At 43.1% G+C, this 26806-nt stretch carries 30 protein-coding genes; 5 read left to right on the top strand and 25 right to left on the bottom strand.

Going from position 1 to position 26806, the window contains the following annotated elements:
* The first annotated feature begins 292 nt into the window (after window positions 1–292).
* Window positions 293–427 (top strand): YqzM family protein, encoded by a 135-nt coding sequence (locus tag CVD23_RS01965; protein ID WP_101575543.1) that lies wholly within the window; start codon window positions 293–295, stop codon window positions 425–427.
* A gap of 88 nt (window positions 428–515) precedes the next feature.
* On the opposite strand, the gene CVD23_RS01970 is transcribed toward CVD23_RS01965, so the two are convergent.
* From CVD23_RS01970 to CVD23_RS01980, 3 genes are all read right to left on the bottom strand, one after another.
* On the bottom strand, window positions 516–2843 hold the full coding sequence (locus tag CVD23_RS01970; RefSeq protein WP_101664996.1) for a DNA internalization-related competence protein ComEC/Rec2: 2328 nt from the start codon (window positions 2841–2843) through the stop codon (window positions 516–518).
* 90 nt (window positions 2844–2933) lie between these two features.
* Window positions 2934–3488 carry a ComE operon protein 2 gene (locus CVD23_RS01975; RefSeq protein ID WP_101575541.1) on the bottom strand — a complete coding sequence of 185 codons (555 nt, stop codon included), beginning with the start codon at window positions 3486–3488 and terminating at the stop codon, window positions 2934–2936.
* 95 nt (window positions 3489–3583) lie between these two features.
* Window positions 3584–4198, bottom strand: a complete 615-nt coding sequence (locus CVD23_RS01980) for a helix-hairpin-helix domain-containing protein (protein WP_257987851.1) — start codon at window positions 4196–4198, stop codon at window positions 3584–3586.
* 89 nt (window positions 4199–4287) lie between these two features.
* Between CVD23_RS01980 and comER the strand changes: the two genes are divergently transcribed.
* On the top strand, window positions 4288–5118 hold the full coding sequence (comER, locus tag CVD23_RS01985; RefSeq protein WP_101664998.1) for a late competence protein ComER: 831 nt from the start codon (window positions 4288–4290) through the stop codon (window positions 5116–5118).
* A gap of 99 nt (window positions 5119–5217) precedes the next feature.
* On the opposite strand, the gene CVD23_RS01990 is transcribed toward comER, so the two are convergent.
* The 8 genes from CVD23_RS01990 to CVD23_RS02025 form a co-directional block, all read right to left on the bottom strand.
* Window positions 5218–5964 carry a class I SAM-dependent DNA methyltransferase gene (locus CVD23_RS01990; protein ID WP_101665000.1) on the bottom strand — a complete coding sequence of 249 codons (747 nt, stop codon included), beginning with the start codon at window positions 5962–5964 and terminating at the stop codon, window positions 5218–5220.
* Window positions 5961–6317: a ribosome silencing factor gene (gene rsfS / locus CVD23_RS01995; protein WP_101575538.1), complete on the bottom strand. Its 357-nt coding sequence runs from the start codon at window positions 6315–6317 to the stop codon at window positions 5961–5963. The genes CVD23_RS01990 and rsfS overlap by 4 nt, the downstream gene beginning before the upstream one ends.
* Complete coding sequence (gene yqeK, locus CVD23_RS02000; RefSeq protein WP_101665002.1) at window positions 6310–6888, bottom strand: bis(5'-nucleosyl)-tetraphosphatase (symmetrical) YqeK; 579 nt, start codon at window positions 6886–6888, stop codon at window positions 6310–6312. Before yqeK ends, rsfS begins: the two co-directional genes overlap by 8 nt.
* Window positions 6878–7444 carry a nicotinate-nucleotide adenylyltransferase gene (locus tag CVD23_RS02005; protein WP_101575536.1) on the bottom strand — a complete coding sequence of 189 codons (567 nt, stop codon included), beginning with the start codon at window positions 7442–7444 and terminating at the stop codon, window positions 6878–6880. The genes yqeK and CVD23_RS02005 overlap by 11 nt, the downstream gene beginning before the upstream one ends.
* 43 nt (window positions 7445–7487) lie before the next feature.
* Window positions 7488–7778, bottom strand: coding sequence for a ribosome assembly RNA-binding protein YhbY (yhbY, locus tag CVD23_RS02010; protein ID WP_101575535.1), 291 nt, complete (start codon window positions 7776–7778; stop codon window positions 7488–7490).
* Window positions 7772–8611 (bottom strand): shikimate dehydrogenase, encoded by an 840-nt coding sequence (gene aroE, locus CVD23_RS02015; protein ID WP_101575534.1) that lies wholly within the window; start codon window positions 8609–8611, stop codon window positions 7772–7774. Before aroE ends, yhbY begins: the two co-directional genes overlap by 7 nt.
* 127 nt (window positions 8612–8738) lie before the next feature.
* Complete coding sequence (gene yqeH, locus CVD23_RS02020; protein ID WP_101575533.1) at window positions 8739–9845, bottom strand: ribosome biogenesis GTPase YqeH; 1107 nt, start codon at window positions 9843–9845, stop codon at window positions 8739–8741.
* A 3-nt stretch (window positions 9846–9848) separates the two neighbouring features.
* Complete coding sequence (locus tag CVD23_RS02025; protein ID WP_101575532.1) at window positions 9849–10364, bottom strand: YqeG family HAD IIIA-type phosphatase; 516 nt, start codon at window positions 10362–10364, stop codon at window positions 9849–9851.
* A gap of 559 nt (window positions 10365–10923) precedes the next feature.
* Between CVD23_RS02025 and CVD23_RS02030 the strand changes: the two genes are divergently transcribed.
* Window positions 10924–11064 (top strand): sporulation histidine kinase inhibitor Sda, encoded by a 141-nt coding sequence (locus tag CVD23_RS02030; protein ID WP_101575531.1) that lies wholly within the window; start codon window positions 10924–10926, stop codon window positions 11062–11064.
* A gap of 114 nt (window positions 11065–11178) precedes the next feature.
* Here the strand turns inward: CVD23_RS02030 and CVD23_RS02035 are convergent, their stop codons facing one another.
* Complete coding sequence (locus CVD23_RS02035; RefSeq protein ID WP_101665004.1) at window positions 11179–11967, bottom strand: phosphatidylserine decarboxylase; 789 nt, start codon at window positions 11965–11967, stop codon at window positions 11179–11181.
* A 164-nt stretch (window positions 11968–12131) separates the two neighbouring features.
* Between CVD23_RS02035 and pssA the strand changes: the two genes are divergently transcribed.
* Window positions 12132–12671 carry a CDP-diacylglycerol--serine O-phosphatidyltransferase gene (pssA, locus tag CVD23_RS02040; protein ID WP_101575529.1) on the top strand — a complete coding sequence of 180 codons (540 nt, stop codon included), beginning with the start codon at window positions 12132–12134 and terminating at the stop codon, window positions 12669–12671.
* Window positions 12672–12714: 43 nt separating this feature from the next.
* Here the strand turns inward: pssA and CVD23_RS02045 are convergent, their stop codons facing one another.
* The 8 genes from CVD23_RS02045 to CVD23_RS02080 all read right to left on the bottom strand — a co-directional run bounded on the left by CVD23_RS02045 (window position 12715) and on the right by CVD23_RS02080 (window position 20837).
* The gene (locus CVD23_RS02045; protein WP_101665006.1) at window positions 12715–14511 is read right to left on the bottom strand and encodes a M3 family oligoendopeptidase; all 1797 of its coding nucleotides are present in this window, start codon (window positions 14509–14511) and stop codon (window positions 12715–12717) included.
* A 312-nt stretch (window positions 14512–14823) separates the two neighbouring features.
* Window positions 14824–15543 (bottom strand): RNA polymerase sporulation sigma factor SigK, encoded by a 720-nt coding sequence (gene sigK, locus CVD23_RS02050; RefSeq protein ID WP_101575527.1) that lies wholly within the window; start codon window positions 15541–15543, stop codon window positions 14824–14826.
* Between the two features lie 611 nt (window positions 15544–16154).
* Window positions 16155–16430: a YrzI family small protein gene (locus tag CVD23_RS22665; protein WP_308314911.1), complete on the bottom strand. Its 276-nt coding sequence runs from the start codon at window positions 16428–16430 to the stop codon at window positions 16155–16157.
* Window positions 16431–16682: 252 nt separating this feature from the next.
* Window positions 16683–16943 (bottom strand): YrhC family protein, encoded by a 261-nt coding sequence (locus tag CVD23_RS02060; protein WP_101665008.1) that lies wholly within the window; start codon window positions 16941–16943, stop codon window positions 16683–16685.
* Between the two features lie 457 nt (window positions 16944–17400).
* Window positions 17401–18537, bottom strand: a complete 1137-nt coding sequence (locus tag CVD23_RS02065; RefSeq protein ID WP_101665010.1) for a bifunctional cystathionine gamma-lyase/homocysteine desulfhydrase — start codon at window positions 18535–18537, stop codon at window positions 17401–17403.
* Complete coding sequence (locus CVD23_RS02070) at window positions 18538–19461, bottom strand: PLP-dependent cysteine synthase family protein (RefSeq protein WP_101665012.1); 924 nt, start codon at window positions 19459–19461, stop codon at window positions 18538–18540. It lies immediately after the preceding gene.
* 17 nt (window positions 19462–19478) lie between these two features.
* Entirely contained in the window at window positions 19479–20183 is a 705-nt protein-coding gene (gene mtnN, locus CVD23_RS02075) for a 5'-methylthioadenosine/S-adenosylhomocysteine nucleosidase (protein ID WP_101665014.1), read from the bottom strand.
* Window positions 20184–20198: 15 nt separating this feature from the next.
* Complete coding sequence (locus CVD23_RS02080; protein WP_101665016.1) at window positions 20199–20837, bottom strand: class I SAM-dependent methyltransferase; 639 nt, start codon at window positions 20835–20837, stop codon at window positions 20199–20201.
* A 321-nt stretch (window positions 20838–21158) separates the two neighbouring features.
* On the opposite strand from CVD23_RS02080, the gene CVD23_RS02085 reads away from it, so the two are divergent.
* A complete protein-coding gene (locus tag CVD23_RS02085; protein ID WP_101665018.1) occupies window positions 21159–21365 on the top strand; it encodes a YrzA family protein in 207 nt (68 codons plus the stop codon).
* 53 nt (window positions 21366–21418) lie between these two features.
* Here CVD23_RS02085 and CVD23_RS02090 read toward each other — a convergent pair whose 3' ends face one another.
* From CVD23_RS02090 to CVD23_RS02110, 5 genes are all read right to left on the bottom strand, one after another.
* Window positions 21419–22147, bottom strand: a complete 729-nt coding sequence (locus CVD23_RS02090; RefSeq protein ID WP_257987863.1) for a YrrS family protein — start codon at window positions 22145–22147, stop codon at window positions 21419–21421.
* A gap of 142 nt (window positions 22148–22289) precedes the next feature.
* A complete protein-coding gene (locus CVD23_RS02095) occupies window positions 22290–24047 on the bottom strand; it encodes a peptidoglycan D,D-transpeptidase FtsI family protein (protein ID WP_101665021.1) in 1758 nt (585 codons plus the stop codon).
* Window positions 24048–24159: 112 nt separating this feature from the next.
* Window positions 24160–24636: a transcription elongation factor GreA gene (greA, locus tag CVD23_RS02100; RefSeq protein ID WP_101575518.1), complete on the bottom strand. Its 477-nt coding sequence runs from the start codon at window positions 24634–24636 to the stop codon at window positions 24160–24162.
* Window positions 24637–24789: 153 nt separating this feature from the next.
* A complete protein-coding gene (gene udk, locus CVD23_RS02105; RefSeq protein ID WP_101665023.1) occupies window positions 24790–25425 on the bottom strand; it encodes a uridine kinase in 636 nt (211 codons plus the stop codon).
* 4 nt (window positions 25426–25429) lie between these two features.
* Window positions 25430–26698, bottom strand: coding sequence for a peptidase U32 family protein (locus CVD23_RS02110; protein WP_101665025.1), 1269 nt, complete (start codon window positions 26696–26698; stop codon window positions 25430–25432).
* Window positions 26699–26806 lie beyond the last annotated feature (108 nt).

Below are 26806 nucleotides of genomic sequence, written 5' to 3' on the forward strand. Positions count from 1 at the left end.
TCCGTTCAATCATATAACTACTCCTATCGTAAAGAAGCATGGACAATTTGGCAAGTACACAAAGGGAATTGACGTCTCTTGCCCGCGCCAATTCCCCATCTATAATCAACGCCATTTTATAAGGCCTAGGATACTTATAAAATGGCGGTATTCCCTCTGGGTATCATTATTTTGGCCCATAAAGAGAGAACTATTTGTGTCAACTCTTGTCATTAAAGGAAAAGCGCGTTTCGAGTGCTGGATTTTTATTTATAGTTCGCGTATACTATAAAGGAAATAGGAGGGGTAGACTGTGAATGAATTTGAAACAAACGTACAAAGTAAGCGTAACGATGCCATTGACTCCGGCGTAGGATTCGTTGTTTCTTTCGGATTTTTTGCAACGATATTTATAATTGCAACAGTCATTAAATTGATCGGCTCTTAAGTTACGGGATACATATGAAAATCATGGAGACTGCATGTTCTTATGCAGTCTCTTTTCGTTTAGTCAGGGTGACTATTATTGATATATTCTATGGAAGTACGCTTGAAAAGGTTCCCGAATTTCCTCTAAAAGTATAGGTGATCGCTCCTTGTTGATCGGTCCGGAAAATTTTAATGTTCCTGTCCTCAAGTCTTGCTACTACTTCAGGATGGGGATGGCCAAACCGGTTCTTCCTTCCTGCTGAAATGATCGCAGCCTTTGGCTGCAATTGGTTAATGAAGGGTTCCGATGTGGAGGTTTTGCTGCCATGGTGTCCGGCTTTCAACACGTCGGCATGCAAATCTCGATGCTTTCTTAAAAGCAATTCTTCCCCCTCCGCTTCCAAATCCCCAGTGAATAGCCAGTCCAATCCTCCGAAATGCGCCCGGACAACAATCGATGAATTGTTTCTTTCAAATGGTGCGGCAGGGTCTGGAGAAATAATTTCAAAAGCGGCGGTCCCCTTGTTCCAGCCCATCCCCTCTGTTACAAACTTGATTGGCACTTTCTCTTTCACGGCAGCAGCAATAACTTGCCGCTCCAATTCGGCTCGGTCCGGTGCCTGTGGCATTAAAATTTCCGCTACCTTTATTTCTCCGATAAGCGACAGTGCGCCACCAAGATGATCTGCATCACCGTGAGTCAGGATCAGCTTGTCAATTTGGCGGATTCCTTTGCTTTTTAAAAATGGAACAAGAACGTCGCTGCCAACTTCAAAAGGATCTTTCTTTTGCCGCCACTGTTCCGTTTCCCCGAACCGGACTGTCCCCCCTGTGTCAATCAAGTATGTTCCGCGGGCGTTTGGCAAAATAATTAATGAACTATCCCCCTGCCCTACATCAATAAAGGTTACTTCCCCGGCTGGGGAGATATAATGAGACATGCTGTGAACCGTTAATGGAATAATGATGAGCCATATAATCCTGGTGATCTGCCAACGGTCAGACATTTTTTCCCATAGCAAAAAGAAACTGACAGTCGTGACTAAATAAAAAAGCAACAGCAACCACGAAGGTCTCCCCAGTGTAAAAGTGGAAAAAGGAATCGAGGAGAGGATATTGGCGAGCTGGTCGGATGTTTCAATAATCAGGTTCAAAAAGAACAGCAGTGGACCGGCAAGCCTTGCCGACAGCAAATGGAGGAGAAAAATAATCAAGGTGAGCGGAAGCAATACTGCTGAAAAAAATGGAACAAACAGTACATTTGCGAACAGCGAAATAAGCGAAAGCTCATAAAAATGATACAGCAAGATCGGCAACGATCCAAGCTGCGCAACAAAGGAAACAGCGACAAGCTGGCTGATCGGACCGTGAAATCGGCTCAAAATACGAGATGAAGCAACAAGAAAAAAACTGACAACAAAGGAAAGCTGAAATCCGGCGTTATAGATGGCAAATGGGGAAATAGCCAGGTAGATCACAAAGGCGAGGCTGATTGCGTCTGCGGGAGAGATTTTGTATTTGCCCTTTATTTTCATGCTTGCAAGGACTAACAAAAGCATTAAACATGAGCGGTTAACAGATGGCGAAGCGCCGGTCAAAATGGCGTAAACCGGCAAAAACAAAAATAATGCATTGATCATCTTTTCCCGCGTGATCCCGACGCGCACGCCGCATATAAAAATCATCCCGGCTAAAAGTGCGACTTGGAGACCTGAAATGGCAAGCAGGTGAATAATCCCTACTGCCTGGTAGTTCTTCATCGTTTCTGGATTATATAAATTACGATCTCCAAAAATGAGTGCTGCGGAAACTTGAGCAGTGGCTTCAGGAAAATGCCTGTCTATATACGCAGTTCCTTTCTGGCGGATGCTTTGCAGGAATGAAAAGGGGGTCGGTTTTGCTCTCATACACGATTGAAGGTCGATTTTTTCAGCCTCAAACGTCCAGAAGATACCTTTTCTGTATAGAAAGTCACGATAATTAAAGGCATTTAAATTGGTTGGCAAAGCGGGGCTGCTGAGTTCTCCGTAAGCACTGCATTTCGTGCCGGGCATGATATTCGCGCGAATGAATTCCTGCTCCTGTTCGGTAGCAATATAATACCGCAGGGCGATTTTTTCATAGCGCCCGCTCACTGCGGCATGGGCATGCAATACATCTCCATCCACTTTCGTTTCTTGATTAAAAATTAACTGGAATCTGTTTTCAAGTTCATTTATCGTTGTTTCATTTTGGAGAACGGCCGTCTTGCCAGCTATGAAGAATATAACAAAAAGGAGACAAGCGACACCGATCTGAGGAGCACGAAAGTTTTTCCGTTTAACTAGAAACAAGCTAAATACAGCCATCAGCAATGTAAACAGATAAACGTTTTCAAATGCAGCAAGAAGGCCCAGTAACGAAGGCGGAGCGAAATAAATAAGTTTACCTTTCATTAGTATTCCTTTCTTTTTAACTATCACCTGGGGCAGGCAAACACAGCCTTGCTGTGAACTGGCAAGGCTGTAATACCGTTAAAACGACTGTTATGCCCTATCTTTGATAAGATTTCTGGCGCGTTCAGAAAAGTTCCGGACAATCTCCTGATCGACGCCGCTCTCCTCAAGCTCGTGCAATAATTGATCGACCAACTCGTTATCAACCGATTGTCTACTTGTATATTCCACCTTCTCTACTTTAACGCCTGCTTTCTCAAAGAGCTCGAGCGCATACGGGTGGTTTTTATAATCCTCCGCATAAAATACCGTTTTAATCCCAGCCTGGATGATTGCTTTACAGCATTGCAAGCATGGAAAATGGGTGACATAAATGTCTGCGCCGGCAGTCGGAACCCCGAACTTTGCGCATTGCAAAAGAGCGTTCATTTCCGCATGTATAGTCCGGACACAATGGTTATCAATCACATAGCATCCTTCATCAATGCAATGGTCTCCACCAGCAATCGAACCATTATATCCTCCCGCGATAATCCGCTTATCCCTGACAATCGTCGCACCAACGGTCAGCCGTGTACACGTGCTTCTAAGGGCCAGCAAATGGCTTTGCGCCAAAAAATATTCGTTCCAGGAAATACGCTCCATCTTCAGTTTCCCCTCGCTTTTAATAGTCATGGAAGTTTCGGGCTTGGTCTCCATAAGTTTAAATCGTTTCATGAAAGTTGGTCAATGACATTCTGCTATTTCACAATAATTTTGTCTTTTAACTTCTCAAAGGTTTTTTCACCAATCCCGCTGATCGATTTTAAGTCGTCCACCGTTTTGAAGACTCCATTCGTGTCCCGGTATTCAATGATTGCTGCTGACTTCGAAGGGCCGATCCCCGGCAATGTTTCGAGCGCGGCTGGATCAGCCGTATTAATATTTACCAGTTCAGTATCATTTCCGGTTGGTCCGGCAGTCGGAGAAGCACCTCCAGTCACACTCGTTTCCTCGCCGATCGCCGGTATATAAACCATCATCTCATCTGTTACCTGCAAGGCAAAATTCACGGCAGCCTGATCAGCGTCCGGGGTGAGCCCACCCGCCTTCTCAATCAAATCAATAACCCGCTCACCCGCTGCGGTTTCATATACTCCAGGATGGACTACTTGCCCTTTTATGTCGGCCATGATCGTTTTTGGTTCAGCCTCAGTCTTTTCGGGAACCGGCTTTTCACCAGTGCCCCAATCCTCTAAATCGGTTACTGCCCCCTCTTCTTCTTTCGCCGGTTCTTGATAATAGAAAATAGCCGCTGCTGAAAAAACCGCTAGCGCGATCATAACATATTTGTACTTTTTAAAAATTTCCTTCACAATACATCATTCCTTTCTTTTTGGAATAAACGGTCAGTTGCTTCATATCCTTTTATGAGAAAGCCGGCTTAAGAGGAGGAAAAACAGCTATGAGGGTTGGGATCATTGGTACTGGTAATATGGGGAGAATTCTTGCAGAGGCTATGATTGAAGGAAAAGCAGTGCCCCCTTCTTCAATGACGATTACGAACCGAACAAAGTTAAAAGCATTGGACATTCAAGCCAAATTTAAAGATATAACGGTCACAGACCAACCGGCCGCAACTGCACAAATGTCCGATTTAATCTTCATAAGTGTCAAGCCGCATGATATCCGTCAGGTTCTGCGGGAAATTCACCCGCACTTAAGTGCGGACAAGTGCGTCGTTTCAATCACAAGCCCAATAAGTACAGGACAATTGGAACAGGCTGTTCCTTGTTCGGTGGCGAGAGTGATTCCAAGCATTACAAACCGGGCTCTTGCAGGAGTATCGCTCGTAACTTTCGGTGAACGCTGTGACGCCAGATGGAAGGACGGGATCTGGAATTTGTTTCTTTCCGTTTCTGTCCCGGTTGAAATCGAAGAAAACATAACAAGGGTAGCATCTGATATCGTCAGCTGCGGTCCGGCTTTTTTCAGCTATCTCGTCCAGAGGTTTATCAAAGCGGCGGAAAAAGAGACAGAGATTGACGCGGAGACAGCAACAAAGTTGACAAGTGAGATGCTGATCGGGCTGGGAGAACTGTTAAAAAAGGACATTTTTACGCTGCCGGCACTCCAGGAAAAAGTGTGCGTAAAAGGCGGAATAACTGGCGAAGGAATCAAAATCCTTGAGAGCGAGCTTGGGGATATTTTCGAACACGTATTCGCGGCCACTCATGAAAAATTCCGTGAAGATTTAAAGGGGATTGAAAAGCAGTTTCCTTCTCAAATAAATTAATTCTCTTTTGCGTGAAAAAATCCTTCCTAATCCATAAAAAAAACTTGCAGAGAAAAAATTATTCTCTGCAAGCTTGTTAGCTGGCGAAAACGCCGGCTTTTATTTTTTTCTTGCAATAAAAAAAATTCGCTCCGACTGCTCGTCCGGTTCATCATCCTCAAAATCAGCGAGTATTTCAAGAACATCGAAGCCTGCTTCCTGCAGCCAGCCCTCATACTCATAAATAGGGAAAGTCCGTTGTTTGTGGTATTCCTGAAAGCGATCATACTTGCCGCTCAGTTCATCAAGCACGAAAAAAATTAAATCATGCTCGACACTGTTTGGGACGTCGCCGGGAAAACAGTTCCAAATATACGAAATTTTTTCGCCATCAACAGCAAACGTTTCATTCATAAAAATTTTCGTCACTTTATAGATAGAATGGACATCAAACAGAAAAAGCCCGCCTTTTTTCAGCTGGCTATTCACACTCCTGAAGGTGTCTTTCACATCCTGCTTCGTTTCCAGATAATTCAAAGAATCACAAAAGATGCCGGCAATATCCACTTCATCAAAACCGGTCACCTCTGCCATGTTTTGCTGATAAAAACCAATAGCGAGCCGGTTTTCCGCCGCTTTTGCTTGAGCAACCGTGAGCATATCCGCAGACAAATCCACACCGGAAACGCTAAAACCCGCCCTCGCCAACCGAATTGAAAGCTCACCCGTACCACAGGCAAGATCAAGCAGGTGCCTCCCATTGACAGCGTACTTTTCCGTTTTTTCCATTAAGAGATCAACCCATTTGTCGTATGGGACATCCTTCATCAGTTCATCGTACAAATAAGCGAATTTCTCGTATGTCATAAATTGAGCTCACTTTGCACGTTTTCAAGCGGTGCGTCTCCCCATAGCCGTTCCAGATTGTAATAGCTTCGCTCATCGCGATGGAAAATATGGGCGACGACATCGCCGAGGTCAACGAGCACCCATTTCGCTTCATCAAAGCCCTCTATCCTGTTGGTGGAATGGCCCAGTTCTTCGACCTTCTCCTTCATCTCCCGGGCAATCGCTTGAACCTGCTTGTCAGAATTAGCATGGCAAATGATAAAATAGTCGGCGACAAGCGAAACTCCCTTCATGTTCAGGACCACAATATCTTCCGCTCTTTTATCGTCTGCTGCTTTTACGGCTGTTAATAAAATTTCCCGTTCATTCATTCAGGTGAATCCTCCTCTTTGTTACTAAATCGTTATAGGTCATTAAGGTTTGCGGGTATACTGGCTGGTTTTGTTTGATTAAAAAAACCAGCGAATTTTGCACGGAGCGGACGAGCGCTTGCTCAAGGTCTGTTTCTGCGAGCTCCCTGACCTCATCTACCCCGGAAAATTGTCGTCCCGGTTCGATATAATCAGCTAAATAGATAATTTTTTCAAGCGGCGTCATTCCCGCTCGTCCTGAAGTATGGTAGCGAATTGCGTCCAGAATTTCAGGATCGGTTATGCCCGCTTCCTTTGCGACAAGAAAAGCACCGACGGGCGCGTGCCAAAGCTCACTGCTATAAGCCAATAAATCAGCGGGCATTTTTTCAGCAATAATAATTTGTTTCATTTCATCCTTCGGACGGAACTTTGCATAATCGTGGAAGATCGCTGCCAGTTCTGCCTTTTTCACATCGGCACCGTATTGGCGCGCCAACTGAATTGCCGTTTCCATTACGCCGATCGTATGCTTATAGCGGTGCTCGGTCAATTGAATTTTCACAAGCTCGAGAGCCTTTTTACGATCCATATAAGTTATTCTCCTCAATATATGTCCTGACCGATTCAGGCAATAAATACCTGACTGTTTTGCCCTTCAGTAACCGCTCTCTCAACATACTGGACGAAACACCCATTTCAGGGACCTCAACATAGCTGATCGGAAACGAGGTTTCATGGCTATAGGAAGGACGCCTTACTCCGACAAACTGAACCATTTCCATTAACTCGTCGATTCGATGCCATTTAGGCAAATATTCAATCATATCTGCCCCAATCAGAAAATAAAAGCTTACATTTTGATATTTTTGTTTTAACAATCGCATTGTATCAATTGTATAAGACCGGCCTTTCCTTGTTAACTCCAGCGGTTCGATCTGAAATCGGGGATGGTCGAGAGTAGCCAGCTCCAGCATTCTTAAACGGTGCTCACTTTGAACTTTTGCTTTATTCTTGTGGGGCGGATCCTGATTAGGCATAAACCAAATCGCTTCCAGATCCAACGCTGCCAATACCTCATTCGCTATCAGCAAATGTCCGTAATGGGGCGGATCAAATGTACCGCCAAGAATACCGATTTTTCGCAAAATGAGAACCTCCCTCTCAATCCATTAACTGATGCGGCCTTCGTTACGGAAGGGTTAGCTGCTTGTTTTCCATTGATTCCTTGTAGAGAACAATTATATTCCCGATAATTTGGACAAGCTCTGCTCCCGTCCCTGCTACTAGTTTTTCTGCGACAGTATCCCTGTCTTCTTCACTATTTTGCAAAATACTTATTTTAATTAATTCCCTGGCTTCAAGCGCTTCGGCAATTTGTTTGACCATGTTTTCATTTACACCACCCTTGCCTACTTGAAAGATCGGGTTTAAATGATGGGCTTTCGACCTTAAAAAACGTTTTTGTTTCCCGGTTAGCATGGATTTCCTCCCAATTGTTTTGTTACATTGATTTTCATTCTTGCAGTATCCGGCACGATGCCGGTCCAGTTTTGAAAAGCAAGTGCCCCCTGGTAGACGAACATGTCGATGCCGTTCTGGGTACCCACGCCTTTCTTTTTAGCTTCCCGCAAAAGCTTTGTTTCAAGCGGATTATAAATAATATCACTAATAAAAGCGTTGCGATTAAGGTTTTCAAGCGAAAGGGGTGAAAAATCAGTTGCCGGCTCCATCCCAATCAGCGTTGTTTGAATAAGCAAACTATATTGATTGAGCTTTTCCTCCGCTTCCTTTATCGACAGAATCTCCGTCTGCACCGAAAAAGGACAGCCGCTCTTAAGCGCAACGGCTTTTTCGGCAGTCCGGTTGCATATATCAATCTCGTTGATGCCTTCCTGCGCAAGCGTGTAATAAATCGCTTTTGCTGCCCCGCCAGCACCGACAATCAGGACTCGTTGGCCCCAAAGCGATGGGATGAGCCGCCTTAATCCTCTTACAAAGCCGGGACCGTCTGTATTATAGCCTGTTAATCTGCCGTTGCGGTTAACGACTGTATTAACGGCTCCGATTGCTTCTGCAAGGGGGTCAATCTCATCCAGCCATTTGATGATTTCGCCTTTATGCGGGACCGTGACATTGAATCCAGCAATGCCGATCGTTTTCAAAGCGTTGACAGCATCCTGCAATTGTTCTTTTCGTATATGGAACGGATGGTAATGGGCATCAATTTGGTAAAATTGAAATAGATCATTGTGCATAATTGGTGACATCGAATGGGCAATCGGATCACCGATTACTCCGTACAATTTCTTCAAATCTCTCTCCCCCCAGAAAAACGTAAGCTCGTTGTCCACCTTACAAAGGAAGAAACTTGTTTTAGGCCCCTCGCGTAGAAGCAGTTTTCTTTTTATAAGGTGGATCGTTATAAAGCATAAGTAATTTCTATATTAATGACTTCCGCAGCATCACATGGACGCCGCGTGGAACATAAGCAGCCACCTTTGCGCCTGAATCATTCACTGTTACCCAGCCGAGGCCTGAAAAAACGATATCCGTTTTCGCTTCTTTTATTGTAAATTCATGCCTGACGAGCTCCGGAAAAGTATCAAGCTGCTCCTTGCGCGGCGGGAACAGCATTTCGCCGGCGTGATCATTATAGAGTTCAGCTGCTTTTTCGGTTTTCGTGCGGTGAATCATTAGATCATTGGATAAGTAGCAAACGATTGAGCGCCGGCCGCCGCTAATATAATCAAATCGGGCCAGGCCGCCGAAGAACAATGTTTGCCCCTCATTTAATTGATAAATCTTTGCTTTTATTTCCTTCTTCGGGGTGATGATCTTTAAATCACGCTTATCGACAAAATGAGCCATTTGATGATGGTTGATGATCCCAGGTGTATCGATGATCGCCTTTTCGTCTGACAGCGGTATTTTAATAATATCAAGAGTGGTTCCCGGAAAATGAGAGGTCGTAATCACATCCTCCTCACCTGTAACCTCCTTGATAATCCGGTTAATAAATGTTGATTTGCCGACATTGGTACAACCGACAACATAGACATCTTTACCTTCTCTATATTCCTCAATCGCAGCTGCGGTTTCTTTAATAAAATGCCCCTTTGCGGCACTTACTAAAAATACTTCCTCAGCCTTTAAACCGAGCTGCTTTGCCTCATGCTTCATCCAATGCACAAGCTTGCCGCGCTTAACCGATTTCGGAAGGAGATCAACCTTATTGCCGACGAGCAAAATTTTATTGTCGCCGACAAAGCGGTGCAGGCCCGGAAGCCAGCTGCCATTAAAGTCGAAAATATCGACAATTTTAACAATTAGCGCATCGGTTTTACCGATTCCATTGAGAATCTTGAGAAAATCGTCATCCGTTAAGCTGACGTCTTGAACCTCGTTATAGTGTTTTAAGCGAAAGCAGCGCTGGCAAATAATCGCTTCTTTCTCTAACGACGACTGCGGGGCATACCCCAATTCCCCGGGATTCCCGGTTTGGATTTTTATTCCGCAGCCAATACAGGTAAAATGTTGGTCATTCACTCATTAATCCTCCCAATTAAGCATTCCTTTTTTTCGAAACCAGTTCAGGATTCTCCGTTCGATTTGCCGATTAAACCTTGTTATTACCCCGTCAGTTTTGGCAACAGGGACAACCAAAATCGTATGAAATCCGCTCCTGTTTCCGCCAAGAACATCGGTTAACAGCTGGTCTCCAATCACGACGGTTTCGTTCTTCTCGAGCCCCATTTGTCCGAGCGCCTTTTTAAAAGCTCGTCCCATTGGTTTGCGTGCCTGAAATATAAACGGAATCTCGAGCGGCTCTGAGAAAGATTTTACCCTCAATTCAATATTATTAGAAACGATCGTCACGAGAATTCCACTTCTCCTCATGCCTTCAAACCATTCGATTAATTTTGGAGTAGCATGGGGTCGATCCCACTCAACGAGAGTGTTATCAAGGTCTGTAATAATGCCTTTAATACCCTGCTCTTTTAAGATTTCAGGAGTAATTTCAAAAATAGTTTTCACATGCTGATCTGGCAAAAAATGCTTTAACACGCGGTTCCACCTCATTAATGTTTATACTTTCTATCCCGCTTTAACGGTAGCTGTCTCATAATGTTATCATCATAACCAATTTTACCCGCTCTTTCAAAACATTCCTGTCATTTCACCAGCAACTTGTTTGATACACTGTTATAAAAGACAATCTTTTTTCAGGCAAGCAGATTGTTTTAAAAAGACCTGCTAAGCAAAAAGGCGTTTTTATATTGTTTGCGTAAAACGACCTTTACCATAAATCCTGTTACGACAACTGTCGTCCATCAACGAGATTATTCGGTAAATGTGACGAAAAAAAGAAATTTTTCGACACCATCCGTTTATTTCAATGGTTGTGGATAACTTTATTCACAATTTAACACACTGGTATATTTACTACTTTCCCATTTATAAACAAGATAATCACAAGTTATCCACTAATATCTGTGGATAACAAGAACAGTTGTTCTGACCGTTTTATTTTGATAAAGTAAGGGTACAACATTAGAACTTATCAGTATATGTTTATATAGGTGAATTTAGAACAGAAAATTGAGATGGAGGTGAATAGTTAAATATGAGAAAACTGTCAGATGAACTATTGATCGAATCCTACTATAAAGCAAGAGAATTAAACTTAAGCCAAGATTTTATTTCACTCATTGAAACAGAAATTCACCGACGTTCCCTGTCCAAAAAAGTCAAAGTTTCCGTATAACTGCCCTGGTAGGGCTTTTTTCTTTTATGTCATAAAATGATCTTGCTTGCCGGACAGCTCAAATCCTTACGGAACCCTGCCAAATCCGATGCCTCTCGATATTGCTTCAATCTCTTACAGAAAATCTTTGACAATCCCAATTCTTTCGCCAACCTTAATGTGAACAGGCGTTTTTAAAGAAGGATCAAGCGTAACGGACCCTTTTTCAAATAATAAGACAACGGTTGAGCCAAAAGTAAAATAGGCCATCTCTTTGCCTTTTGTTAAAAAATTTCCTTCGTGGACTGGTTCGATCGAATTTACAAACATCGCGCCAACTTTGATAATGGCGAGATGGCCGCCGCCATGTTCGACCTCTGTAATTGTCCGATAGTTTTTTGATAATGGATTTTTCCCATATTTCAGCCCCAGTCGGTTAACAGGATATGATTTTTTCCCTAATGTCCATTGCCCGGTGATCTTTCCGGAAACCGGACTGTGGATGCGATGATAATGGCTTGGGCTTAAATAAAAGATCACATAAGTTCCACCGTGATATGTCAATAATGCTTTATCATTGCCAATCATTTCTCTGATTGAATAGACCTTTCCTTTAACCTCAATTTCATGTTCAGCATTGACGATCCCAATCTCTTCAATCACGGCATCAACCGGACTTGTGATTGACGCGGCGATGGGATCTGTGACCCGGCTGCCAGCTTTGAGCTTTCTTATAAAAAGCTCATGTAAGGTAGGATATTCTGTTAATGGCTTCTCCATTTCATTCTCGTTCAACCGGTATACTTTTGCGAATGATCTCACAATAAGGCGGCTAGCCTTTGAGCGGGCAAATCGTTTCAAAATTCCTGAAGTTACTGGGCCATTGGTGAGCTCAATCAAGCTGCGGTATATGTTTTGAATCAATGGGCTTACCTCCTGAAGATGCTGAAATACTCTTTACGTACAGGCATAAACAGCTTAAAATAAAATATTAATATAAAATACATGGCTGGAAAGCGCGTGTTTTCCGGCGCATGACCTGCAGACTTTGTAAATAAGTTATTCCCTTCCGTTAAGGAGTGAGGAGATTGTTTTTGTTGTATGTTGTTGACCAGACAGTGAAAAAACTCAAGGCCCAAACGGCTAATGTGTTAACTTTAGTGAACATAACTTTAGGCGGGTTTGCGATTATCGTCGGTATAAACGGAAACTTAAATTTGAGCTTGCTGCTCATCTTTATTGCTGCTTTAGCAGACCGCTTTGATGGAGCGGCTGCAAGAAAATTCCAGATCGAATCAGAGCTCGGCAAGCAGCTCGACTCCATGAGTGATATTATATCATTCGGTGTGGCCCCGGCACTATTATTATACCAAGGAATTTTATTTGAATTTGGTGCTCCCGGTGCTTTCTTTACTGTTTTCTTCATCGGCTGCGGAGCATTCCGCCTCGCCAGGTTTAATATTACCGAAAACAACGGCTTTTTTACCGGGCTGCCTATCACAGCGGCAGGATGCCTGATTACCTTAAGCTTTTTGGCGATTCCATATTGGAAGCCACATGCGTTTATCATCATCATTGTGATTCTATCGTTTTTAATGGTCAGTTCCTTCAGACTTAGAAAAGTATAATCGAAAAGCGCCATGACATCATCACGGCGCTTTATCTGTTCCGTTATTTTTCTGTAAGTGCGAGGAATTCCTCAACGTCATCAATGCACAGCTTGACCGCTTGTTCCCAGAAATCTCTCTTTGTTAAATCAACGTTTAAATGCTTTTGTGCTAGTTCTTCTACCGTCATTGAAGCCGTATCTTTAAGCAAATCAACATATTTCTGTTCATAGCCCTTTCCTTCTTCCAAAGCCCTCGCATATATTCCCAGTGAGAATAAATAGCCAAACGTATACGGGAAATTATAAAAAGGAATCCCGGTTATATAAAAATGCAGCTTTGAGCCCCAGAAAGATGGATGATATTCTTCAAGCGCATCTCCGTAAGCTTCTTTTTGGGCCTGCTCCATTAATTCATTCAACCTTGCGGCACTGACCATTCCGTTCTTTCTTTCCTCGTAAAATCTTGTCTCAAACAGGAATCGCGCGTGAATATTCATTAACAGGGCGACAGAACGCTGAACTTTATCTTCAAGCAATGCCAGTTTTTCTTCTGCTGTTTTTGCATTTTTTACAGATGCGTCCGAGACGATCATTTCAGCAAAGGTTGAAGCGGTTTCAGCGACATTCATTGCGTAATTGCGGTTTAATAAATGCTGATCCCGCATTGCATATGTATGGAATCCATGGCCAAGCTCATGGGCCAACGTCGAAACGTTCGAAGGCGTTCCAGAGTATGTCATAAAAATCCGTGACTGGCTGCTTTCGGGGAAAAAGGTATGAAAACCTCCCGGTGCTTTGCCGGCCCGGTCTTCAGCCTCAATCCAGCGCTGTTCGAAAGCCATTTTTGCATAATCTGACATTTCCGCGCCAAACAGGCCAAATTGATCTGTAATAAACTCGGCACCCTGCTGATAAGACATTTTTGATTCGGTTTTGCCAAGCGGGGCATCCAAGTCATACCAGCTTAGTCTTTCAAGCCCGAGCAGCTTTGCCTTACGGTTTAGAAATTTAACGAGTGGCTCTTTATTGTCGGCAATAACCGCCCACATCGTTTCAAGTGTTTCTTTTTTCATCCTGTTTAAATCAAGCGGTTCTTTCAGGACATCTTCCCATCCGCGCGCTTTGTACACATTTAAACGGAAACCGGCAAGATGATTAAGAGTTTTGGCCAGATAATCGGAATTGCCATTCCAGGCTTTCTCCCAGTTTCGAAACACTTCCTTTCTCGTCGAACGGTCTGGATTTGAAAATTTATTGGCGGCCTGTCCGACTGAAAGGAGCTTTTCTTCACCTTTCTCCGTATATGAAATTTTTGTATTGCTGACGATTAAGTCATACATCTGGCTCCAGCCGTGATATCCATCGATGCCGAGCAGATTAATGATTGTTTCCTCTTCCTTTGACAGCTTCTCTGCTGCCCTTTCCCGGCGCTCTGAGAGCACAAACGCAAGTTCCTTTAATTCTTTACTGCGCACCATTTCTGCCCATGTAATCTGGTCAAAGGACGTCAATTTTTGGTCGAATACGGTTAAAGCGGTCTGGAACGAGGCACTCAATTCTGTAACCTTGGCCCGCAGTGAGTTTACTTTTTGATCATCCGTATTTTGAGCCTGGAGACAGCTGACAAAAGCCCCTTCCTGGCGCACCCTTTTGGCAACATGCTCAAATTCAGCGATTAATTCTGTCAGTTCCTTTGTATCTGCTGAGCTCGTTAACGGGCTCCACACCTTGACACGATTATGAAAGCGGCTAATATGTGCAGCAGTGTTCTCGAGGTGGGCTGCAAATTCAGCCGAGTCACTCCCGCCTTTAAAAAACACATCTAAATCCCATACTTCTGAATACGTTGTTGTCGTCATCCGGTTACCCCCTTCAATATGTACCTGAGTAAATTTCACAATGTAATAAGCTGGACCGAAAAACGAATGAAGTTATCCAAGTAAACAGAAGTATTCTATAGAAACGAATACTACTATCATAATTTTATATAACTGTTCGTTTTTCAATTAAATAATTGCTGTGTGAAATTTATTCACTTTCCATTATAGGCTTATTTTTTTAAAAATTCTATGAACTGAACCATAAGAAAAAAGCTTTCCATTTTCGTATGGAAAGCTTTCTTATTGTGAGTTGCATATTGTTTTAGATAGGCCACACTTTTGTATTTTCTGTCAGCTGCTGTTTTTACGCTTTTCTTTCTCAGCCCGATAAAATTCGTGGAACATTTTCATTAACGCCCGCTTTTCAATTCGGGATACATAGCTCCGGGAAATACCGAGTTCCTTGGCGATCTCCCGCTGCGTTTTTTCTTTTTGCAGATCAAGGCCAAAACGACCAATAATTACTTCTTTTTCACGATCATCAAGGACATCAATATATTCCTTTACCTTTTCAAGCTCCATATTTAGTTGAATCGTATCAATTACGTCCTCTGACTCAGATTTCAGAACGTCAATCAAGGATATCTCATTGCCTTCTTTATCCTGGCCAATCGGATCATGAAGCGACACATCTTTTTTCGTCTTCTTCAAAGCTCGTAAATGCATAAGTATTTCATTCTCAATACAACGAGCCGCATACGTTGCCAGCTTCGTCCCTTTTCCGTCTGAATAGCTCTCGATTGCTTTAATTAAACCAATTGTCCCGATAGAAATAAGATCCTCTGCATCTTCACCGGTATTTTCAAATTTTTTGACGATATGGGCAACTAAACGTAAATTATGCTCAATCAGCATATTGCGGGCATGTGCATCCCCTTCGGCCATTAATCTTAAGTATTTTCTCTCTTCAGCGGAAGATAACGGTTGGGGAAATGCGTTGTTTTTAACATAGGAAACTAGAAAGATAATTTCCTTAATTAAATAACCAAGCGCTGTCAAAATTCCGGACATTTTTTCCACCCCCGCTTATAGTCTTTAGCCTATAGTTAATTCCTATGAAAGGAACGGGATGTTTGTGTCTGTCCCAGAGCATATATTTTCACTTGAAAATGTTTCCTACACCAAATGATCTGCTAATCATTATAAATATCAAGGATCGATATCCGCGGTAAGTGCAATGCACGCAGATAACAATAAAGACACCAGCCAAAAAGATCGGCTGATGCCTTTGTGTTTTAGATTTGAAATTAAGCTTCCACACTTACCTCAGCTGCAATAATACAGCCAATTGCCCCGGTAATACAAAACGCCATCACGATCATGAACATGTTCTCCGCCCCTTTAGTATGCTTATGATTTATTTAGAATGTACCATATTTCCATTGCGCGTACTGTTCGGGGTTGTGAACATTTTGTTACCAATATTGGCTAGCCGTTTCATTTACTTTTTTTCTTTTTCCGAAATATAAGCGTGAGCAATAAAATGTTGAGATACATAAACATACCTCCTGAAAATGTTGTGTTAGGTGGTATCCTTCTCCACCCATAAGCAAGCTTGCCGATTTTGCATGAAAAATATCATTTAAAAAACCACCTTTCTTTTCAAATTTTTGTTTGTGGGATTAAAACGTTCGATACATGGAGTATTGGCGATCTTTGTTTTTTTCCATTAGGTCTTTAACCATTTCTTCTTGAACCATTTGTTCGGGTGATAATTTGCGTCTCTTGATGGTTATAGTTAAAAATAAAATGTTCAGAGTCATAGTGATTTTCACCTCCTTTATTCTATCCAATCGCGCAAAAAAGCCGCAGAGAGGTACAGACTCTGCGGCTTTTTTACTGTTAGAAGGCATAAAAATGCCGCAGGGCACAATTCTCCCTGCGGCATGGATAGACATTGTTCAAAAAATTAAGCAGTCCAATCCCCGGTGGTCGAATGTGTAAATATCTGTATAAAGTTTTGGTTGATACCTTTGCCTGTTCTAATCACTTTACTCGACCTCCTTTTTTTCGAATTTTTGCTTACACTTACAGTGGTAATTATATCCACCTTCACTCCTCTTGTAAACCCTTTTATTATAAATAGTTAAAAAGTCCGGATCCGTACATCGATTAAAATAAGGCATAAAAAAACGCCCGGCAAGGACGTTTTACTTTTTCATTAAATATTCTTCGCCTTCATCCATTTCAGTCAGCTTGGTTCGGTACTGCTTTGAAACGGTAAAGAAAAAAATCGATCCGGCCAGGAAACCTGTTGAGGCAGCCATCATCATATATAAATCCGTCATCGTATTCGCTGCTGACGGGATAATTGCACCTAAATAGAAAAAAGCGCCAACAGCCAGCAGAATCGTTCCGAACCTTTTAAAATCAACCATTTTTTCGTAAACATGTTTTGCACTGTGTTTCACTTTTCATTCACCTGCGCTTCTTATTTTTAAGCTTGCTAGACTACTTTAACATATTTGCAAGATACATAGAGGATGTAATCATTGGGAATTCATATAGCATGGTCGTGGACTAGACTTTCATTAAGAAAAGAGGTGTTATTTAGTAAAAAAAACTAGTTTTTTTGATCTAATCGAGCGAAAATATTATTACAGTCGCGAACTATGGAGTTTGAGCTCAAAACTTTTACATTAATTTCTATTAATTTACATTAAATTACTTTTATCATTATACAGTCGGAATAATTAAGCGGAAAATGAGAGGATTTAAGCGAAAATACCTTTGATTTAAGCGGAAACTTCGGGAATTAAGCGAAAATCGTCTTTATTTAAGCGATACGATAAAATGTAAGCATCTTTATTCACTTATATCCAAAAAGGAGTCGACCCTAAAGCGGGTCGGCTCCTTTTTCATAGTGCTTTATTTTTGCAACGCCTGCTGCAGATCTTCAATTAAATCTTCTGCATCCTCCAAGCCTATGGAGATCCTTACAAGACCGTCCGTGATCCCTAATTCTGCACGACGCTCCGCTGGAATGGACGCGTGCGTCATCCGCGCCGGCACCGAGATTAAGCTTTCAACAGCGCCAAGACTTTCGGCGAGAGTAAAATATTTGACGTTTCCAAGCAATTTATCTGCGTTTGCTTCACTGCCGACGTCAAAGGAGACCATACCTCCATAGCCCCGGCCCTGTTTCTTGGCGATTTCATGGTTTGGATGGCTTTCTAAACCAGGATAATAAACCTTTGAGACCGCAGGATGATCACCAAGAAATTGGACAATTTTTACCGTACTCGCTTCATGCTCTTCCATACGTATCCCCAGTGTCTTAATCCCTCTCATTAAGAGCCATGAATCCTGAGGTCCAAGCACGCCGCCAGTTGAATTTTGAACAAAATGAAGGTCTTCCGCCAGTTTTTCACTGTTAACGACAACAAGCCCTGCAACAACATCGCTGTGGCCGCCGAGATATTTAGTGGCGCTGTGGAGAACAATATCACTTCCGAGCTCAAGTGGATTCTGCCAGTACGGAGTAGAGAATGTATTATCTACAATCGTTAATAGCCCATGTTTTTTAGCAATTTGGGCGGCACCGGCAATGTCGGTCACCTTTAGCAATGGATTTGTCGGTGTTTCAAGGTAAATGGCCTTTGTGTTTGGCTTTATTTCTTTTTCAATATTGTCTAAATTGCTTGTATCAACAAAGGTGCTGTCAATGCCGAACCGGTTTAACACCTTTGACATCACGCGGTATGTCCCGCCGTATACATCATCAGTCAGAAGGACATGGTCGCCGCTGTTAAACAGCATCATGACCGCTGTAATGGCCGCCATACCTGATCCGAATGCAAAACCTGCGTGGCCGCCTTCAAGGTCCTTAATCAGTTCCTCCAATGCGTGCCGCGTCGGGTTGCCGGTCCTGGAGTATTCAAACCCCTTGTGGCCGCCGACACCATCCTGCTTGTATGTGCTTACTTGATAAATCGGCACTGAAACTGCTCCGGTATTCGGATCGCCTGCGATTCCGCCATGGATTAATTGCGTTTTCCGTCTCAATTAAATTCCTCCTTGATATATCTTTTTGCTTAAGTATCGTTCGCTCCCGTCAGGGAAAATCACGACAATATTGGTGCCGGGCTTTGCAGTTTTTGCTTCTTCAAGCGCTGCATGCATGGCCGAACCTGAAGAACTGCCGACGAGAAGGCCTTCTCGAGCCGCTAATTCTTTTACTAAAAAAAACGCATCTGGATCCGACACCGTATGGATCGCATCAAAAAAGCTCGGGTCCATATAATCAGGCAAAAACTCCATGCCAATGCCTTCGGTTTTATGCGGACCTGGTTCGCCGCCGTTTAAAATTGATCCTTGCGGTTCAACAATAACCGTTTTAACAGATGGTCTCTGTTCCTTCAAATAACGGGCCGTTCCCATAAACGTTCCGCCTGTTCCTGCTCCTGCTACAAAAACATCTATATTGCCATCCATTTGCTCAAAGATCTCCGGACCCAGCGTTTTGTAGTACGTTGCAGGATTAGCTGGATTGCTGAATTGCTGCGGACAATATGAATCAGGAATTTCCGCAAGCAGCTGCTGTGCTTTCTGGATGGCGCCCTTCATTCCATCTTCCGTTGGTGTATGGACGATGTCTGCCCCAAGCGCTTTCATTAACTCCTGTTTTTCGATGCTGAATTTTTCAGGGACACAAAAAATCACTTTGATTCCTTTATTAATCGCCGCAAGAGCAAGGCCGATTCCCGTATTCCCTGCGGTCGGTTCAATAACCGTCCCTCCGGGAGGAAGCTTGCCGCTGTCCATGGCAGCCTTTAACAGCTCCTGGCCGAGACGATCTTTGACGCTGCCTCCCGGGTTCATGAACTCCAGCTTTGCAAACAGACCAACACCCTTCGGTATCTGGAATCGGCTTAATTCGACGATTGGTGTGTGGCCGATCAGTTCGTGTACATTTTTGTAAACTTTCATTACCGTTCTTCTCCGTCCTAATGGTGATTTTGTAATGAGGAGACGATTTTCATGACAAGATTGGCTGAGTTTAAGGCCGCTTTTTGTAAATATTGATCAAAAGATACGTTCGACTCTTTTCCGGCAATGTCCGACAAAGAACGAATGACCACGAATGGTTTATTAAATTGATAAGCAACCTGGGCAATCGCCGCTGCTTCCATCTCAACCGCCTGCAGATCGGTAAATTTTTGGCTGATTGCCTGGACCCGTTCCGGATCGCTCATAAAGGAATCGCCTGTTGCGATTAATCCTGTCACAACCTGGGCTCCTTCAATTTCTTTTGCACAATTCTCAGCAATCTCGATCAATTCACTGTCAGCTTCAAAGGAAGCCGGCAGCTGGGGAACCTGGCCATATTCATAGCCAAACGCCGTAACATCTACATCATGGTGGCGAACATCTGTTGAAATCACAACGTCACCGACATTCAAGTCGGGATTAAGGCCGCCTGCCGATCCTGTATTGATGACGAAATCAGGATTGAACTTTTCTAAAAGAATCGATGTAGACATGGCTGCATTGACTTTTCCGATCCCGGAACGAAGCAGGATGACGTCAGCCCCATTCATCAATCCGCTTGTAAATTCACAGCCAGCGATTGTCTCTTGGTGTTGGCCTGAGATTTTGTCGCGCAGGATCGTTACTTCTTCTTCCATTGCTCCGATAATGGCTATTTTCATGGATATACCTCTTTCTTAACGTTTTTCACCTTCCATAATCCAGACAAAATCATTGCATTTCTCAAATGCAGCTGTAAAGCCATTGGTTTCAAGAATTTCCGTTAAAATAGGAATTGTCGTGTAGTATTCACGCTGCAAATCTTCTGCCAGATTGTGAAAACTTTTTGATACGGCATCGGTAATTGCCTCTTTATAAACCTCTGCAGACTCGTACATTGTATCCGCAAAAACTATTTTACCACCCGGAGCGAGAAGATTACCATAGCGGGCGATCGCCTCAGCCTTTTCTTCGTCTGTTAAATGGTGAAAAGCATAGGTGCTGACGACCGTTTGAAATGGCTCAACTTCAGGGAAGCTGAGGAAATCCCCTCCCAATACAGCCACTCTGCCTGCAAGTTTTTCTTCGGCTATTTTTCTCATCGCTGGAGATGGTTCAATTCCGGTCACCTTAAGCCCTTTGGCCAGTAATGATTCAGTAAGGTTGCCTGTTCCCACTCCAAATTCCAAAACATGCCCGTTTGAACGCGCTGCCACTTCGCCGAGAATTTTTTCATAATTTTTAAATACCTCTTTATATTCAATGTCATGACCGCTCACACTGGAATCATAAGAATCAGCCCATTGTTCAAAAAGCTCTAGAAATTCTTTCCCCATATTACTCACTCTCCATATATGATAATTCCCATCAGTATAGTATGAATTAAATAATCTTGTTCTCAATTTACCATACTTCTTCCCGGCTTGGCAAACATTAGCTTGCTAGAAAAGATTGGACACTTTAAAATAAATAAAAAAAATCTTGTTTAACAGAGTAAATTTCACAATGTAATAAGCTAAACCGAAAAACGAATTAAATTGTCTAAATGAACGAGGAGGATTCAGTATGAAAGAATAATGCTGTTAACTTTAATATAATTGTTCGTTTTTCAATTAAAGAAATGCTTTATGAAATTTACTCTAACAGAAGGAGTATTTATGAGCTTCCAATTTGATTTATTAGAAGATAAAGTTGAATTTTTTCAGGCTACAGATTTAAAAGCTTTAGAAAAAAGAATCAATGAACAAATCGATATCAACAAAGCGATCATGCTTGCTGTCCATTCTGTTTCGCACCAGATGCACGTCGATGAGAATGGCCACACGTTATACTCGGCGGTTGTTCATTTTAAAGCTAAACGATAATCGGATAAATCGAAAAGGCCGATCACTTGGAAGTGATCGGCTTTCTAAGCTTACTAGCCTTTATCGTTTTCTATTAATTCTTCCACTCTTACCGGTTTCCAGCCTTGCTGGTCAACCCACTCGATATACACCCTGTATGGCTGTTTCGTGTCTTTTGCAGTAATCGTCGCAACTGACCGGTTCGTTCCGTTGTTTTCCAGACGCCAAACTGTCATATTATTTTCGTCAAGCCCAGTAGCGTACGTAACCGCCTGGATCATTTCCTGCCAATCTGTTGAACCTTGTTCATAAACGCCTGCAGGATGCTCTCCGGTTTGCGAGGTTCCGACCGGCTTCCAGCCCGGATTGACGATTGTATTTTTCACATTTGGATCGCTTCCGCCTTCTGTGACGACTGCCTGATCTTCGTTTTCATCATCGGCTTCTTCTTCCTGCTCTTTGGAAGACTCGTCATCGACATTGTCATCGGACTTTTTGCTTTCCGACTGATTAGCTGCTTTTTCCTTACGCTCAGCAGAGTTTTTGCTTTCTTTTCCAGATTGTGATTTCTCTTTTTCGGAATTGCTGTTTTTCACTTTGTCCGTTGTTTCACTTTTCTCTTCGACAGGTTGATCGTTGCTTGCCGCTTCGTCATTGCCACCCGCAAAAATAGACGTAGCTACAACAATGATCAAGACGAGGACTATTGCGATTAAGCTATTTAAAATGATATTTGTTTTGCGTTTCTTAGCCCGCTTTCCAGAACGGGAAATCGTATCGCGACCATCCAATCCACTGTTCAAAGTTGTTTAGCCTCCTTTTTTTCAGCCTGCCAATATTCTATCATGAATTTATGATAACATGAACCGGATTATCCTTCACAATTTTGGATATTGTACAAGGGCACAACTTCATGATTGGGTGGATGCCGGGCAAAGTAACGTTTTATTGTTTGAGATTATAGTCATGAACTGCCTTGACCATGTCAGCAAAAAAAGGATTTATTCCTCCTTGATCCGAGCGTACATCAAGGTTGACTGTAACGAGAGCATATTTAGGATCATGATAAGGAAAATAACCTGCAAACCATTTATTATGCAATTGCTGTTCATGATCAAAAATACCGGTTTCCGCCGTTCCCGACTTTCCGGCTACTTCATAAGGCAGGTCGTTAAACCATCGGCCTGTTCCGTTTTCATTTATAACCACTTCGCGAAGCAACTGCTGGAGCTTCATCGCGGTATAAGGAGCGATTTCTTCCCCTTTTAACGGTGCCTGGGCAAATTCAGCCATCACCGTACCATTTTTGTATTCAATTTCGGAAACCGCTCTAACCATTTCTTTTTGCCCGCCTCTGGCAATCACAGCCATCATGCTGGCCACCGCTAAAGGCGTTGCCCTTACCTCATGCTGTCCTATTCCGGAGAGGGCCACAAAGTTCTTGTCCGTTCTTTCCTGATCCTTCCTGAACACCCGGCCAATATCTTCATCGGCCATTTGTTTAAAATCGTCAAAATGGTAGACACTGCCCTGCCAGCCAACCGGGCCGGTTAGCGATAATTTTTCTGCATATTCCTCAATCAGATTCGGGTCAATGTCGCTCAGTTCCTTTGCCAATTCTCCAAACGTATAATTGCAGCTTCTCGCAAAGCTATCAATAAAATTTAAGGTGCCATGCTCATAGGTCTTATCCGGTTCCCCGTTAATTTTCTTGCTGCAGTCAAACGTCCGGGACGGGTTGTCAAGCTCGTAATCAATCGCGGCTGCGGCAATAACGGTTTTAAAGACCGACCCCATAATTTGCTCCTTTAGCATCATGTTAGTGATTCCATTTTGATTATATGGATCCTGTTGACTGATATTGGGGCGGGAAACCATCGCAAGCACACTGTTTGTCTCAATATCGAGCAAAACGAGGCCGCCTTTTATAATGCCATGCTGATCCGCCAGTTCCTCAGCCCGTTTCTGCAACTCAATATCCAATGTTGTTTTAATATTGACCGGATAAAACGGATTTGCCGGGTCCACATATTTCACATTAATGCCAAACAAAGGCCCGCCATCGCCGTCCACATGAAAGACAAGCTTCGACTTTCCTTCCGGGAGCAAAAACTCATCAAAGCTTGCTTCAAGCCCCGAAACGCCAATCAACGTTTGCGGGGAAAGATCCTTTCCTGGATATCTTTGCCGAAGCTCCGCTGTGTTTTCCCCGGTAATTCCAATCAACTGTCCAGCGGGGACTTTCTCCAGCGGATATTTTTGTTCTACTGCAAACACACCTGGTATTTTTAATGAATTGATGCGGTCCATTTGATGATTCGTTAATATCAATGGTTCGGGTGACCGAAACGCAAACGGCTGCTTACTTTTCGCGACTGCTGCGATAAGCTCTGTCCTGGGGGCATCGACGATTTTCGCCACCCTTTCTGCATCCCATTCCATTTTTTCAAGAAAAGGAAACAAGATTAACACTGCTTTCTTTTCATAAGCGATCGGCCGGCCATTGCGGTCATGAAAATTGCCCCTGCCATGGTCAAGCACCATCTCCTGGGAGCGCTGCTGGACGCTTGCTTCGAGCAAGTTAATATGATGTTTTGAAAAGTTTTCCGCAGCAAATAATTGAACTTGGACGAGCCTGCCCAACAGCAGCATAAATCCTGAAAAACATATAAAAAGCCAAACGAGCACCCGTTTTCTCCACATAAAAAACACCTCATCAAAAGTGTTGACGAGGTTTTCAATTTTCAAACGGTTATATATAGGAGCTGATAAAAAACAGATATTAAAAAACGCCCGCAGCAGCGGACGTTTTATGTTAGTGGATTGAAACGATTCGGACGCTCATTTCTCCACCAGGAGTTTGAACGGATACTTCGTCGCCGACTTTTTTGCCCATCAGGCTTCTTGCGATCGGTGAATCATTGGAAATTTTACCTTCAAACGGATCTGCTTCTGCACTTCCGACAATTGTGTATGTTTCTTCTTCGCCTTTGGGAAGCTCGACAAATGTAACGGAGCGGCCTAAGGAAACAGAATCACTGCTCATTTCGTCTTCTTCAATTATTTTTGCGTTGCGAATCATATTTTCAAGAGTCGTGATCCGGCCTTCAACGAAAGCCTGCTCTTCTTTCGCTGAATCATATTCCGAATTCTCGGATAAATCGCCAAAGCTTCTTGCGATTTTAATCCGTTCAACCACTTCTTTGCGTTTTACCGTTTTCAAATGTTCTAATTCTTGTTCAAGCTTTTCTTTTCCAGCCTGTGTCATCGGGAATATTTTCTCTGCAGCCAAAACCCTTCACTCCTTCTGGTTTCACAATCCCCCATATAGATTGTGTATTAAAGTATGTAATGTACTTACAAATACATAGGAGCGCGTCCTCTTATAAAGGGCGCGCATCACTTTCAGTCACAAGGACATTTTAATGATATATACGTTATTGTTTCATAAAAATGATTTTTGTTCAAGAATTGTTTGAATTTTAGTGACCATTAAGTCGATTGCAACATGGTTGTGACCGCCTTCAGGGATGATCACATCTGCGTATCTTTTTGTCGGTTCGATAAATTGGTTATGCATGGGGCGAACAACATTTACATATTGTTCAATAACCGCATCCATTTTCCGCCCGCGGTCTCTAATGTCGCGGCGGAGGCGGCGAATAATCCGCAAATCGGCGTCAGTATCAACAAATAATTTTATATCCATTAAGTTGCGGAGCCGCTCATCTTCCAATACGAGTATGCCTTCGAGGATGATGACGTCTTTTGGTTCGACAGCGATTACCTCGTCAGACCTTGTGTGAATTGCATAATCGTATACTGGCTTTTCGATCGGCTCATTAGCAAGCAATCTTTTCAGGTGGGAAATCAATAAATCATTGTCAAATGCAAGCGGGTGGTCATAATTCGTTTTAAGCCTTTCTTCAAACGGCAAATGCGTCTGATCTTTATAATAGTAATCCTGTTCAATCATTAAAATTGAATGGCCTTTAAAGCTGTGATATATCGCTTTTGATACACTTGTCTTTCCCGAGCCGGAACCGCCAGCTACACCAATAACAACTGGTTTGCGTTTCATCGGTTTAAAGCTCCTTTCGCATCATGTTGTTTCGGTAGACCGGCCTATTTAATTTGAATTTGACAATCTGCAGGGGATGCCGCGCTGCATCAAGTTCATTGCCGTCTTCATCCCAAAGTTGATCAATGACGTGCGTGAAATTTTCAATTTCCGGACCAAAGAATTCTACTTCCTGCCCGGGTTTAAAATGATTGCGCTGTTGCAGCGTAACGATTTGTATGTCCGGATCATAATCAAGAACAAGGCCGACAAAATCAAATTTCGTCTTTTTGCTATGATTTCCAAACATTTGCTCTTTATACCCCGGAACGCCTTCAAAGAAAGCTGAAGCGGTCTCGCGGTTTGCACATTTATCCAATTCCTCGAGCCATTCGTTCCGAATCGCAAAATTGTCGGGGTCTGCGCAGTAGGCATCAATCACTTTACGATAAACGCTTACGACGGTCGCAACATAGTGAATTGATTTCATTCTTCCTTCAATCTTCAAGCTGTCGATGCCGAGCTCAATCATTTTCGGAATTGATTCAATTAGCTTCAGATCCTTCGGACTCATCGCAAAAGCGGAATCCCCTTCGTTAAAAAGGGCAACTTCATTGTCACCTTCCAATTTGTACAGGTCATAATCCCAGCGGCATGATTGGCAACAACCGCCCCGGTTTGAATCGCGGGCTGTCATATGATTGCTTAATGTACAGCGGCCCGAGTATGCGATACACATCGCTCCATGAATGAACGCTTCGATTTCAATATCGACCTTTTCCTTCATTTCGCGAATTTCTTCTGCGCTTGTTTCGCGGGCAAGAACGACGCGTTCAAGTCCTTCCTCTTTCCAATACTGGACGGCTTTCCAGTTGGAAAGGGACTGCTGCGTGCTTAAGTGGACTTCAATTTCCGGGGCAACCCGGCGGCATGTTTCAATAATAAGCGGATCGGCGACGATAATTCCCGCGATCCCTGTATCTTTCAAACCAAGCAAGTATTCCTCAAGCCCATCGATGTTCTCATTATGGGCAAAGATATTGGTCGTTACATAAATTTTTGCCCCATACTTTCTAGCAAACTCGACGCCTTCCTTCATTTCTTGAAAAGTAAAGTTACCGGCATTGGAACGCAGGCCGTATTCCTGGCCGCCAATAAAGACGGCGTCTGCACCGTAATGGACAGCAATTTTTAACTTTTCCAAATTACCGGCCGGTGCAAGCAGCTCAGGCTTTTTCACAATGACTCTTTTTCCGTCAACGATTTGTGAGATTTTATCTTCTGCTGTTAACATTACTTGGCCACCTCCATATTTAATCTCCAAGCTTTTTTTCCGCTTCAAGGCGCTTCCGCATTTCATTGTCCAGCTTCAGCGCCTAGCCCTTCGGTCGTTTCGGTCCTG

Source organism: Bacillus sp. V33-4, from assembly GCF_002860225.1.
GTDB classification, from domain to species: Bacteria; Bacillota; Bacilli; order Bacillales; family Cytobacillaceae; genus Bacillus_BJ; species Bacillus_BJ canaveralius.